General features: G+C 67.6%; 9 protein-coding genes. 6 read left to right on the plus strand and 3 right to left on the minus strand.

The annotated features are described in order from the left end of the window. Positions 1-31: 31 nt before the first annotated feature. The 3 genes from pyc to H9Q09_RS11650 all read left to right on the plus strand — a co-directional run bounded on the left by pyc (position 32) and on the right by H9Q09_RS11650 (position 5,731). The gene (gene pyc / locus H9Q09_RS11640; RefSeq protein ID WP_187391165.1) at positions 32-3,496 is read left to right on the plus strand and encodes a pyruvate carboxylase; all 3,465 of its coding nucleotides are present in this window, start codon (positions 32-34) and stop codon (positions 3,494-3,496) included. A gap of 150 nt (positions 3,497-3,646) precedes the next feature. Continuing rightward, positions 3,647-4,423 (plus strand): DeoR/GlpR family DNA-binding transcription regulator, encoded by a 777-nt coding sequence (locus H9Q09_RS11645; RefSeq protein ID WP_187391166.1) that lies wholly within the window; start codon positions 3,647-3,649, stop codon positions 4,421-4,423. A 51-nt stretch (positions 4,424-4,474) separates the two neighbouring features. Then, positions 4,475-5,731, plus strand: a complete 1,257-nt coding sequence (locus H9Q09_RS11650; RefSeq protein WP_187391167.1) for an MFS transporter — start codon at positions 4,475-4,477, stop codon at positions 5,729-5,731. Between the two features lie 42 nt (positions 5,732-5,773). Here H9Q09_RS11650 and H9Q09_RS11655 read toward each other — a convergent pair whose 3' ends face one another. Together H9Q09_RS11655 and H9Q09_RS11660 are read right to left on the minus strand one after the other, a co-directional pair. Further along, positions 5,774-5,932, minus strand: a complete 159-nt coding sequence (locus H9Q09_RS11655) for a DUF3309 family protein (protein WP_035694650.1) — start codon at positions 5,930-5,932, stop codon at positions 5,774-5,776. 92 nt (positions 5,933-6,024) lie between these two features. Then, the gene (locus H9Q09_RS11660; protein WP_210315326.1) at positions 6,025-6,267 is read right to left on the minus strand and encodes a DUF3309 domain-containing protein; all 243 of its coding nucleotides are present in this window, start codon (positions 6,265-6,267) and stop codon (positions 6,025-6,027) included. Positions 6,268-6,397: 130 nt separating this feature from the next. On the opposite strand from H9Q09_RS11660, the gene ispG reads away from it, so the two are divergent. Both ispG and H9Q09_RS11670 read left to right on the plus strand, forming a co-directional pair. Further along, positions 6,398-7,672: a flavodoxin-dependent (E)-4-hydroxy-3-methylbut-2-enyl-diphosphate synthase gene (gene ispG / locus H9Q09_RS11665; RefSeq protein WP_187391168.1), complete on the plus strand. Its 1,275-nt coding sequence runs from the start codon at positions 6,398-6,400 to the stop codon at positions 7,670-7,672. Between the two features lie 48 nt (positions 7,673-7,720). After that, positions 7,721-8,695 carry a lytic transglycosylase domain-containing protein gene (locus tag H9Q09_RS11670; protein WP_246716116.1) on the plus strand — a complete coding sequence of 325 codons (975 nt, stop codon included), beginning with the start codon at positions 7,721-7,723 and terminating at the stop codon, positions 8,693-8,695. A 10-nt stretch (positions 8,696-8,705) separates the two neighbouring features. On the opposite strand, the gene H9Q09_RS11675 is transcribed toward H9Q09_RS11670, so the two are convergent. Beyond that, complete coding sequence (locus tag H9Q09_RS11675; RefSeq protein ID WP_187391170.1) at positions 8,706-9,590, minus strand: DMT family transporter; 885 nt, start codon at positions 9,588-9,590, stop codon at positions 8,706-8,708. A 359-nt stretch (positions 9,591-9,949) separates the two neighbouring features. Between H9Q09_RS11675 and H9Q09_RS11680 the strand changes: the two genes are divergently transcribed. Next, entirely contained in the window at positions 9,950-13,225 is a 3,276-nt protein-coding gene (locus H9Q09_RS11680; protein ID WP_187391171.1) for a helicase-related protein, read from the plus strand. The last annotated feature ends 16 nt before the right edge of the window (positions 13,226-13,241 follow it).

Consider the following 13,241-nt stretch of genomic DNA (forward strand, 5'->3'; position numbering starts at 1 on the left):
AGTCCGGCATCCTGTACAGGAGGAGCGTTCCTTGGCCATTCGCAAGATTCTCGTCGCCAACCGATCCGAAATCGCCATTCGCGTGTTCCGCGCTGCGAACGAGCTCGATATCCGGACCGTGGCGATCTGGGCCGAGGAAGACAAGCTGGCCCTGCACCGCTTCAAGGCGGACGAGAGCTACCAGGTCGGCCGCGGCCCGCATCTGTCGAAGGACATGGGGCCGATCGAGAGCTATCTGGCGATCGAGGAAGTGATCCGGGTCGCCAAGCTCTCAGGCGCCGACGCCATTCATCCGGGCTATGGCCTCCTGTCGGAAAGCCCCGAATTCGTCGATGCCTGCGTCGAGGCGGGGATCACCTTCATCGGCCCGTCCGCCGACACTATGCGCCGGCTCGGCAACAAGGTCGCGGCGCGCAATCTCGCGCTCGAAGTCGGGGTGCCGGTGGTGCCGGCCACCGTCCCGCTGCCCGACGACATGGACGAGGTGCGCCGCATGGCGGCGGAGGTCGGCTATCCGGTGATGCTGAAGGCCTCCTGGGGCGGCGGCGGCCGCGGCATGCGCGCCATCCGCGACGAGAAGGATCTCGAGCGCGAGGTCATCGAGGGCAAGCGCGAGGCCCGCGCCGCCTTCGGCAAGGACGAAGTCTATCTGGAGAAGCTGATCGAGCGCGCCCGCCATGTCGAGGTGCAGATCCTCGGCGATACCCATGGCAACGTCGTCGACCTGTTCGAGCGCGACTGCTCGATCCAGCGCCGCAACCAGAAGGTCGTCGAGCGCGCTCCGGCGCCGTATCTCGACGACGCCCAGCGCGCCGAGATCGCCGGCTATGCCCGCAAGCTTGCCGATGCCACCGACTATATCGGCGCCGGCACCGTCGAGTTCCTGATGGATGCCGACAGCGGCAAGTTCTACTTCATCGAGGTCAATCCGCGCATCCAGGTCGAGCATACGGTGACCGAGGAAGTCACCGGGATCGACATCGTCAAGGCGCAGATCCACATCCTTGACGGCCACGCCATCGGCACGCCGGAATCGGGCGTTCCGCCCCAGAGCGAGATCCGCCTCAACGGCCATGCCATGCAGTGCCGGATCACCACGGAAGATCCCGAGCAGAACTTCATCCCCGATTACGGCCGCATCACCGCCTATCGTGGTGCGACGGGCTTCGGCATCCGGCTCGACGGCGGCACCGCCTATTCCGGCGCGGTCATCACCCGCTTCTACGATCCGCTGCTGGAAAAGGTCACCGCCTGGGCGCCGAGCCCGGAGGAGGTCATCGCCCGCATGGACCGGGCGCTGCGCGAATTCCGCATCCGCGGTGTCGCCACCAATCTGACCTTCCTCGAAGCGATCATCTCGCATCCGAAATTCCGCGACAATTCCTACACGACCAAGTTCATCGACCAGACGCCGGCCCTGTTCGACCAGGTCAAGCGCCGCGACCGCGCGACCAAGCTTTTGACCTATCTCGCCGACGTCACCGTCAACGGCCATCCCGAGACCAAGAACCGGCCGCGCCCCTCGGCCGAGCACGCTTTGCCGATCCCGCCGCTGTTCAAGGCGCCGATCGTCGACGGCACGCGCCAGAAACTGGACGAACTCGGCCCCCGCGGCTTTGCCGACTGGATGCTGGCCCAGCCGCAGGTGCTGGTCACCGACACGACCATGCGCGACGGCCACCAGTCACTGCTGGCGACCCGCGTACGCACCCACGACATCGTCGCGGTGGCCGATGCCTATGCCCGCGGCCTGCCGCAGCTACTCAGCCTGGAATGCTGGGGCGGGGCGACCTTCGACGTCGCCATGCGCTTCCTGACCGAGGATCCGTGGGAGCGCCTGGCGCTGGTCCGCGAGCGCGCCCCCAACATCCTGCTGCAGATGCTGCTGCGCGGCTCCAACGGCGTCGGCTACACCAATTATCCCGACAATGTGGTCAAGCGCTTCGTCGCCGAGGCGGCCCGCGGCGGTGTCGACCTGTTCCGCGTCTTCGACTGCCTGAACTGGGTCGAGAACATGCGCGTCTCCATGGACGCGGTGTGCGAGGCCGACAAATTGTGCGAGGGCGCGATCTGCTACACCGGCGACCTGTTCGACCCGGACCGCGCCAAATACGACCTGAAATACTATGTTTCCCTCGCCAAGGAGATGGAGGCCGCCGGGGTCCATATTCTCGGCGTCAAGGACATGGCGGGCCTCCTGAAGCCGGCGGCGGCGCGCGTCCTGTTCAAGGCGCTGAAGGAAGAGGTCGGGTTGCCGATCCACTTCCATACCCACGACACGTCGGGCATCTCGGCGGCGACCGTGCTGGCGGCGATCGATTCCGGCGTCGATGCGGTGGATGCGGCCATGGATGCCTTCTCCGGCAACACGGCGCAGCCCTGCCTCGGCTCCATCGTCGAGGCGCTCAAGGGCACCGAGCGCGATTCCGGCCTGTCGGCCGAGGCGATCCGGCGGATCTCCTTCTACTGGGAGGCCGTGCGCAACCAGTATGCGGCTTTCGAGAGCGACCTGAAGGGTCCGGCCTCCGAGGTCTATCTGCACGAGATGCCGGGCGGCCAGTTCACCAATCTGAAGGAACAGGCTCGTTCGCTGGGTCTGGAGACGCGCTGGCACCAGGTGGCCCAGACCTATTCCGACGTGAACCGGATGTTCGGCGACATCGTCAAGGTGACACCGTCCTCCAAGGTGGTCGGCGACATGGCGCTGATGATGGTCAGCCAGGATCTGACCGTCGCCGACGTCATGGATCCGAAGAAGGATCTGGCCTTCCCCGATTCCGTCGTCTCGATGATGCATGGCGACCTCGGCCAGCCGCCCCAGGGCTGGCCCGCCGACATCCAGAAGAAGGTGCTGAAGGGCGAGACGCCGATCACCGTGCGGCCGGGCTCGCTGCTCCCCGACGCCGATCTGGACGCCGAGCAGGCGAAGCTGGAAGAGAAGCTGGACCGCGAGGCCAGCGCGCAGGAATTCGCCTCCTACCTGATGTATCCGAAGGTCTTCACCGATTTCGCCGCGGCCCAGGAGCTCTACGGCCCGGTTTCGATGCTGCCGACGCCATCCTATTTCTACGGCATTGCCCAGGACGAGGAAGTGCTCATCGATCTGGAGCGCGGCAAGACGCTGGTGGTCCGCTGCCTCGGCTTCGGCGAGACCGACGAGAAGGGCATGCGGACGGTGTTCTTCGAGCTGAACGGCCAGCCGCGGCGCATCAAGGTGCCGGACCGGGCCCATGGCGCGGCCGGCGGCGCCGTGCGGCCGAAGGCGGAAGCCGGCAATGCCAACCATGTCGGCGCGCCGATGCCGGGTGTCGTCTCGACCCTTGCCGTGGCCGCCGGCCAGACGGTGCGCAGCGGCGACGTGCTCCTGTCCATCGAGGCGATGAAGATGGAGACCGCCATCCACGCCGAGCGCGACGGCACCATCGAGGCCGTGCATGTCACGGCCGGGGCGCAGATCGACGCCAAGGACCTGCTGGTGGTGTACGCCGCCGCGTAGGAACCCGCCCGAAGCGCAAGACAGAGAGAAATGCCGTCGGCGATCCCGGCGGCATTTTGCTGTTGCGTGCCTAGTGCCGGGCGGCTTGACGATTTCGGCGGAATCGTGCAGAAGCGTGCATCATCATGAATGAGGCGGAAGGCGCAGCGAATGTCGACGTCCCTTCTGACCGGGCAGCGTCAGGCCGCCATTCGCGAGCGGCTGGCCAGCGACGGTCGGGTGATCGCCGCCGCCATGGCGCGGGAATTCAAGGTTTCGGAAGACACGATCCGTCGCGACCTCCGCGAAATGGCGGCGGCCGGGCTCTGCGAGCGGGTCTATGGCGGCGCCTTGCCGCTTGCCCCCAGCGGTGCGCCGCTGGCCAGCCGGCAGGCTGAGGCTGGTCCGGCAAAGGCAGAGCTTGCCAGGGTCGCAGCTGGCATCCTGCCGCGTGACGGCACGATCTTCATCGATGCCGGCTCGACCAACATTGCGCTTGCGCGGCAGATCGCGCCGGAGTTGCGCGCCACCATCGTCACAAATTCTCCGGCCGTCGCGCTGGCCGTGCCGGAGGCGCCCGGCTTGCGGGTGGTTCTCGTCGGCGGGCAGTTCGATCCCCACACCGGCGCCTGTCTCGGCGCCAAGGCGGTGAGCGACGCCGAGCGCCTGTGCCCGGATCTGGTGGTGCTGGGCGCCTGCGGCGTCGACCCGGTCGAGGGCGTTACCGCCTTCAGCCAGGAAGAGGCGGAGTTCAAGCGGCGCATGGCCCTGTCCGGACGCAGCATCATGGTGATCGCGACGGCGGACAAGCTGGGCACGGTGGCGCCGTTCCGGGTCATTGCCGCGTCGCAAATGACCCGGATGGTGACCGGAGCCGGTGCCGGGCCCGCCATTCTTGCCGCCTTTGCCGAAGGGGGAACCGATGTCGTCCGTGTGCCCGTCCGCTAGCCGAAAATCCCCTTCGCTGCGCTACCCGCGGCGCTGTTGCTGGAGCCACCCATGTCCGTAGAGCAGACCCGGCCGCCCCAGCCGCAGTCGGTCATCTTTCCGCCGACGCGGATTGCCGTGGCGCTGGCCTTCTTCGTCAATGGTCTGGTTCTCGGCTCGTGGACGCCGCAGGTGCCGGTGCTGGCGGCGCGTCTGGGGATCGGCGAATCCACCCTCGGCCTGTTCATTCTGGTGCTGGGTCTCGGTGCGATCACGGCCATGCCGCTCATCGGCGGCGTTCTGGCGACGCGCGGTTCGCGGCGCCCTGTTCTGGTGACCCAAGCACTGCTCGCGTTCGCGCTACCGCTTCTGGTGCTGGCGCCGACGCCTGTTTTCGCCGCGATCGCCATCTTCGCCTTCGGCGCGATGATGGGCGGCATGGATGTCGCGATCAACGCCAATGCCGTCGCCGTCGAGCGCCGGCTCGGCCGGGCGATCATGTCGTCCTGTCACGGCTTCTGGTCGGTCGGCGGCTTCGTCGGTGCCGCACTGGGCGGCCCGCTGATCGAAGCGATCGGCGCGCCGGCTCATGCGCTGGCGATCGGCGGGATTACGCTCGTCCTGATCCTGCCGGTTCGCCGCAGCATGTTCGACGACGGGCAGGTCACGGCGGGGACGAGCGAAGGCACCGGTGGTCTCGGCGCCATTCGGGCCGCGGCGAGGCGCAACCGGCCGGCGCTGCTCAAGGGACTGGCCATCGGCATTCTGGCGCTGTTTGCCATGGTGCCCGAAGGCGCGGCGATCGACTGGAGCGCGATCTATCTGCGCCAGGATCTGGGCGCCACGATTTCGAGTTCTGGCTTTGCCTTCGCGGCGTTTTCGGCGGCGATGGCGGTGTTCCGATTTGCCGGCGACAGTATCCGCGACCGGCTGGGCGCGGTACGCACCGTGCGGCTGTCACTCGTGGCGGGGATCGGGGGCCTGTGCGCCGTCGGGCTGGCGCCGAGCCTCGGCTGGGCAATTGCCGGCTTCGCGCTGCTCGGCGTGGGACTGTCGAACATCGTACCGGTCACCTTCTCGGCGGCGGGCAACATCGCCGGGCTGCGGCCGGGGGTCGGTCTCGCGATCGCGACGACGCTGGGCTATTCGGGCATTCTGATCGCGCCGTCGATCATCGGGTTCATCGCCGAGCATCTCGGCTTTCCGGTGGTCTTCTTCGGCATGTCGGGGCTGCTGGTCGTCATTCTGGCGATGTCGGCGCTGCTGGCCGGCGCCGATGATCGCTCGGTGGATGCGCCGGTCGCAGTCTCCGATCCGGCGCCGTCCTGAAATGAGAGGTCCCCGAAGCCGGACAGCTTCGGGGACGGTGGGTCAGATCTTCCCGAGCAGCAGCAGGATGATCAGGATGACTAGAAGCACGCCGACGATGCCCGACGGGCCATAGCCCCAGCCGCCGGAATAGCCCCAGGTCGGAAGCGCCCCGACCAGGATCAGGATAAGGATGATGAGAAGGATCGTGCCGACACTCATGGGACTGGTTCCTGATTGTTCGTGAGACTTGCCATCACAAACCTTTGAACCGGGTTTCAGTTCCCAGCATCGGCGCCCTGCCGATCGGCCGCTCAGGCGGGGCCGAACCCGCCGATGGCGACGAAGACGGCCACCATCATGAAGATGATCGCCAGCACCATGGTCGGCCGGTATCCCCACTGGCGGGAATAGGGCCATGTCGGCATCGCCGCGATCAAAAGGAGGAACGCGATGATGACGATGATCGGGCCGTATCCGACGGACATGGGAAACTCCTTCGCGCGATTGCCGGTATCGCCATAGGGCAGGACGCCGCCATGCTTCAAGGGTGGCATGGCCGGTGTCGTGCGCCGGGAAAGCACAGTCCGTTCCCGTGATCGGGACCGCATGCGACCCGCTCTGAATTGACAAGCCGGCGCGAAGGCGCCACCTCGACGGCAGCGAACATCCACCCGAGGCCTTGCCATGACCGTTCATTCGCCGATCGACCCGGCCGCCACGATCGACGCCGATCCGGCGCCGCGCCGATCCACCGTCGGCGTGGGTGTCGGCAACATCATGGTCGGCGGGGGGGCACCGGTCGTCGTCCAGTCGATGACCAACACCGACACGGCCGACATCGACGCGACGGTCGCGCAAGTGGCGGCGCTCGCCAAGGCCGGCTCGGAGATCGTCCGCATCACCGTCGACCGCGACGAATCCGCCGCGGCCGTGCCGAAGGTCCGCGAGCGCCTCGACCGGCTGGGCGTCGACGTGCCGCTGGTCGGCGACTTCCACTATATCGGCCACAAGCTGCTCGCCGATCACCCGGCCTGTGCCGAGGCCCTGGCGAAGTATCGCATCAATCCCGGCAATGTCGGCTTCAAGGACAAGAAGGACCGGCAGTTCGGCGCCATCGTCGAAACCGCGATCCGCTACGACAAGCCGGTGCGTATCGGCGTCAACTGGGGCTCGCTGGACCAGGAATTGCTGACCCGGCTGATGGACGCCAACAACGAACTGCCGCAGCCACGCTCGGCACGGGCCGTGACGCGCGAGGCGATCATCCAGTCGGCGCTGCTGTCGGCGGAGCTGGCCGAAGAGATCGGCCTCGGCCGCGACCGCATCATCCTGTCGGCCAAGGTCAGCCAGGTGCAGGATCTGATCGCCGTCTATCGCGACCTGTCGCGGCGCACCAACCACGCGCTGCATCTCGGCCTGACCGAGGCGGGCATGGGCTCAAAGGGCATCGTCGCGTCCTCGGCGGCGATGGGCATTCTCCTGCAGGAAGGCATCGGCGACACGATCCGCGTCTCGCTGACGCCGGAGCCGAACGGCGACCGGACCCGCGAGGTGCAGGTCGCGCAGGAGCTCCTGCAGACGATGGGCTTCCGCCAGTTCCTGCCGGTCGTCGCCGCCTGTCCGGGTTGCGGACGCACGACCTCCACGGTGTTCCAGGAACTGGCCCAGAAGATCCAGTCCGACATCCGCATCAACATGCCGGTCTGGCGCGAGAAATATCCGGGCGTCGAGGCGCTGAACGTCGCGGTGATGGGCTGTATCGTCAACGGACCGGGCGAATCCAAGCATGCCGACATCGGCATCTCGTTGCCCGGAACCGGCGAAACGCCGGCCGCGCCGGTCTTCGTCGACGGCAAGAAGAGCGTGACCCTGCGCGGCCCCGACATCGCAGCCGACTTCCAGGTGATGGTGGCGGAATATATCGAGCGCCGCTTCGGTTCGGGCCAGGCGTCCGAGTAGCCTTTTCGGCCGTCCTGTGCATTCCTGCCGATCATGGCGACATGCACGATGACAGCCTCCAATCCGGTTCTGCGGCGCGCCCTGGGTGTTGGCGCAGCCTGCGGGCTGGCGCTTGCCGTCCTCGCCCCGGCAGCCGCGGGGGCGCAGGTCGCCGACAAGGGCGCGATCGTCCTGCCGGCACTGGCCTTTCCGCCGAGCCCGCCCAGCTTTTCCGAACGCGCGGATGAGGCGGAGGCCAGCGCGGACCAGCCGCTGTCCGCCACGGCCATCTGCGGCATGATCGCCCGCAACGCCGACGCGGTCGGCATGTCGCCGGACTTCTTCGCGCGGCTGATCTGGAAGGAAAGCCGCTTCGACGCCGGTGCCGTCTCCCCGGTGGGGGCGCGCGGCATCGCCCAGTTCATGCCCTACACAGCGAAGGAGCGCGGCCTCGCCGACCCCTACGATGCCCGCCAGGCGCTGCGGCATTCGGCGCTCTATCTGGCCGATCTGCGCGCCGAGCTCGGCAATTGGGGCCTTGCGGCCGCCGCCTACAATGGCGGCATCAACCGGGTGAAGCGCTGGCTCGTCAGCGGCGGATCGCTGCCCTACGAGACCGAGAACTACGTCAACGCCATCACCTTCCGGCCGGCGGACTGGTTTCGCGAGGACGGGCGCGAGCTGGAGCCACGACCGCTCGATGCGGACCGGGATTTCGACGAGAGCTGTGCCCGGCTGCCAATCATGAAGACCCGCGCGGTCTTTGCCGCCTTCGACGCGGTCGAGAGCGCACCAATGCGGCCCTGGGGCGTGCAGGTCGCGGGCCATGCCCGGCAGGCCGTCGCCATGAAGATGTTCCGGCGGGTGCAGTCGCGCTTCGGCGCCATCCTGAAGGGCCGGGACCCGCTGGTAATCCGGGGCCGCAATGGCGCCCGCCAGCGCATCTATGCGGTGCGCATCGGTGCCGATACCCGCGGCGAAGCCGAGGCGCTGTGCGGACGGTTGCGCGGGGCCGGCGGTTCCTGCGTCGTCCTGAAGAACTGACGGCTGATTTCTACCGGTTGCGGATCAAGGGTACGCGGCTCGGCCACCGGGTGCGCTCGGTCTCGCGCACGAAGGTGAAGAGGCCGGAGGCCGCCACCAGCACCATGCCGATGATGGCGATCAGGTCGGGAAACTCGGAGAAGAAGCTGGCGCCAATGATCGTCGCCCAGACGATCTGGCTGTATTGCGTCGGCGCGACCCGCGCTGCCGGGGCGAGGCGGGTGGCGAAGACGATCAGCAGATGGCCCATGCCGGCGCAAAGCCCGGCAAGGATCATGATCGGCCACAGATCGTTGGCCGGGATCTCGAAGTCCGGGACCATCAAGACGCCGTTGACCACGATGGCGGCCACCAGCACGGCGCCGATCAGCGTGATCCGCCGCTCCGAAGGGCCGAGAACCCGCAGGACGATGACGGTGATCGCCCCGCATATGGCGACGCCGATGGCCGCGAAATGGCCCGGCAGGATTTCGCGGAAGCCGGGGCGCACCACGAGGAGCACGCCGATGAGGCCGCCGATGACGGCCAGCCAGCGGCGCCAGCCGATCGGCTCCTTCAGGACGACGAAGGAGAACACGGTGACGAAGATCGGCAAAAGGAAGATCAGCGCATAGGCTTCGGCGAGCGGCAGGCTGGTGAAGGCGACGACGCCCAGAATGCCGCCGAGCGTGCCGCTGGCCATGCGCAGGGCCACGAGGCCGGGGCGATTGGGCACGAAGACGTTGCCCCAATTGTCCTCTGGCCGCTTGGTGAAGAGCGCCGGAAGTAGGGCGAAGATCGAGACGAAGAAACCGATCTCGAAGATCGGCAGCCGGTCGCCGATCGCCTTCAGCGAGGCATCGCCGCAGGCAAAGGCAAAATAGGACGCAAAGGCGAGGAGAATGCCGGCCTGCATGGGAGCACGCTTCGTCTGGGGTGCGGGAACCTGTCGCTAGGCCAGGGCACGGGCGCAATGCAAACGAATTCTCGTGGAACTCTGCGCGTTCGGCAGGAGAGGGAAGATGCGGACCCCAGACGCGAAAAAAGGCAGCGAGGGGGAGCTGCCTTTTTCCGTCTGCTTCTTTGCGATCGAGGGGGATGATCGCTTGGGGGTGCTTGAAGAATGCGGGACCTCAGAAAGGGTTCCGAAAAAACTTCGCGGCCGGACGATTTTTTTGCCGGCCGGCGGAACCTGGCCGCTAAGTGACGCTCGGACCTTGCGAATCGGGCCAGAACCTTTTCCAACCGATATATCTTCCCACATGAGCGGGACGCATGACCGACCATCGCCCCGCCCGAGAAAGCATCCGTTTCGACGGATCCAATGTCACCGCTGTTCTCGGCCCGACCAATACCGGCAAGACGTATCTCGCCATCGAGCGCATGGTCGCCCATTCCTCGGGGACCATCGGCCTGCCGCTGCGCCTCTTGGCGCGCGAGGTCTACCAGAAGGTCTGCGACCGCGTCGGGGTGGGCGCCGTCGCGCTGATCACCGGCGAGGAAAAGATCAAGCCGCCCAATGCGCGCTATTCGGTCTGCACCGTCGAGGCGATGCCGCGCACCCCCAACACCGCCTTCGTCGCCATCGACGAGGTGCAGCTCGCCAGCGACCTGGAGCGCGGTCACGTCTTTACCGACCGCATCCTGCATGCCCGCGGCCGCGAGGAGACGCTGCTGCTCGGCTCGTCGACCATGCAGGGCGTGCTGCAGCGGCTGCTCAGCGGTTCCCATGCGACGACGCGGCCGCGCTTGTCGAACCTCGTCTATGCCGGCTCCAAGAAGATCACCCGCCTGCCGCGGCGCACCGCCATCGTCGCCTTCTCGGCCGACGAGGTCTATGCGATCGCCGAGCTGATCCGTCGCCAGCGGGGCGGGGCAGCTGTCGTTCTCGGCGCGCTGTCGCCCCGCACCCGCAACGCCCAGGTGGAACTTTATCAGTCCGGCGACGTGGATTTCCTGATCGCCACCGATGCCATCGGCATGGGCCTCAATCTCGATGTCGATCACGTCGCCTTCGCACAGGACTGGAAATTCGACGGTTTCCAGTACCGCCAGCTGACGCCGTCCGAATTCGGGCAGATCGCCGGTCGCGCCGGGCGGCATCTGCGCGACGGCACGTTCGGTGTCACCGGCAAGGTCGATCCGCTGGCCCCGGAACTCGCCGAAGCGCTGGAAGCGCATTCCTTCGCGCCGGTGAAGGTGCTGCAATGGCGCTCGCGCTCCTTCGACTTCGCCTCGATCGACGGGCTGAAGGAGAGCCTGGAGGCGCCGCCGCCGAGCGACGCCCTGGCCCGCGCGCTGCCGGCCGTCGATCAGCGGGCGCTGGAATTCCTGTCGCGCGACCCGGCCGTCAAGGATCGCGCCACCAGTCCGGCAGCGGTCGAACTCCTGTGGGAAGCCTGCAAGCTGCCGGACTATCGGCGCATCGCGCCGGCCCAGCATGCGGAGATCATCGCCACCATCTATGCCGACCTCGCCTCGGACGGCCACGTCGCCGAAGACTATATGGCCAGCCAGGTCCGGCGTGCCGATCGCACCGAGGGCGACATCGATACGCTGTCCCAGCGGATCGCGGAAATCCGCACCTGGACCTATATTTCACACCGTCCGGACTGGCTGGCCGATCCGACACACTGGCAGGAAAAGACTCGCGAGATCGAGGACCGTCTTTCCGACGCTCTTCACGACAGGTTGACGAAACGCTTCGTAGACCGCAGGACAAGCGTCTTGATGAGGCGGCTGAGAGAGAACGCGTTCATGGAAGCTGAGATCGGCGGCGACGGCACGGTAGTGGTCGAGGGCCACCCGGTAGGCGAGCTGCAGGGGTTCAGGTTCACGCCCGACGGCAAGGCCGAGGGGCCGGATGGCCGCGCGGTGCGTGCCGCCGCCCAGAAGGCGTTGGCCGGCGAGTTCGAGAAGCGGGCGGAACGCTTCGCCAATTCACCCAATGGCGACATCGCGCTGGGCTCGGACGGGCTCGTGCGCTGGCTCGGTGCACCGGTGGCGGTGCTGTCGGCCGGCGACGATCCGCTGAAGCCGAAGACGGTGCTGCTTGCCGACGAGCAGCTGACCGGCGTGGCGCGCGACAAGGTCGCGGCGCGGGCCGAGCGTTCGGTCACCTACCAGATCACCACGGTCCTCAAGCCGCTGCTCGATCTGCAGGCTTCCGAAGGTCTGGAGGGCGTCGCCAAGGGGCTCGCCTACCGGCTCTACGAGAATTATGGCCTGATCCAGCGCCGCGAGATCTCCGAGGACGTGCGGTCGCTCGACCAGGAATCGCGCGCGGCCCTGCGCCGCTGCGGTGTCCGCTTCGGCGCCTACCACATCTTCGTTCCGGCGCTGATCAAGCCCGCGCCGGCGGCCCTTCTGACGCTGCTCTGGGCCATCCACAACGATGGCCGTGACAAGCCGGGCTATGGCGAGGTCACCCATCTTCTGGCGACCGGCCGCACCTCGGCAGTGGCCGATGCCTCCTTCGATCCGGTGTTCTGGGGACTGGCCGGCTACCGGCTGCTCGGTCGCCGGGCCGTGCGCGTCGACATCCTCGAGCGCCTCGCCGACCTGATCCGCCCGGCGCTCGGCTGGAAGCCGGGCACCGGCAAGCGGCCGGAAGGCGCCTATGACGGCTCGCAGTTCCTCGTCACGCCGGGGATGATGTCGATTCTCGGCGCGACCTCGGAAGACATGGAAGAGGTTCTCAAGGGCCTCGGCTATCGCGGCGAGCCGGTCGAGCAGACCAAGGTCGAGGCCGAACTCGCACGGCTGGACGAAGCAAGCCGCGCCGCCGAAGAGGCATCGCGCGCCGAAGCGGCCAGGAAGGCCGCCGAGGCGGCTGCGACCTCGGATGCACCGCAGCCGGCAGTGGAAGCTGCGGACGAGGCCAGCACCGGTGCGGATGCGGTCGATACCGCTGCCCCCGAGGCGCCCGCCGTCGAGGCAGTAACCGAAACTGCGGACGCTGGCGGAACCGCCGAGGCATCCGACACGCCGGTCGCACCGGCCGAAGCCACCGAAACCGGTGGTCTGGCCGAAGCCGGGAAGGCCGCTGCGGCCGCCCTTGGCGAAGCCACCGACGGCGAAGCTGCTGCAACGCCGGCCGAAACCGCCGAGACGTCCAGCGCCGATGCACCGGCGGCGGAAACGACCGAAGTCGCTGCCGCTGATGCAGCCACCGGCGAGGGCGGCGAGAACGCTGAACCCGAGGCACCCAAGCTCGTGCAGGTCTGGCGCCCGCAGCGCGGCGCCGGCCGTGGCGGTGCCCGTCATGGCCAGGGCCAGCGTGGTCGTGGCCGTGGCCCGCAGGGTGCCGGAGAGGGCGAGGAGCGCGCGCCGCGCTTCGGCAAGGGTGCCCCGCGCGGCAAGGGCCGTGATGGCGGTGATCGCGCCGACAAGGGTGACGGCAAGGGCCGGGGTGATCGCCCCGAGCGTGGCCGGCGCTTCGACAAGCCGCAGGGGGGCAAGCCGCCCGTGCAGCCGGCCCGCCCGCAGCGCATCGATCCCGATTCGCCCTTCGCCAAACTCGCTGCGCTGAAGGACAAGCTTGGCAAGTAAGCGCCATGCGGAGCCG

The organism is Aurantimonas sp. DM33-3, assembly GCF_014334315.1.
GTDB lineage: Bacteria > Pseudomonadota > Alphaproteobacteria > Rhizobiales > Rhizobiaceae > Aurantimonas > Aurantimonas coralicida.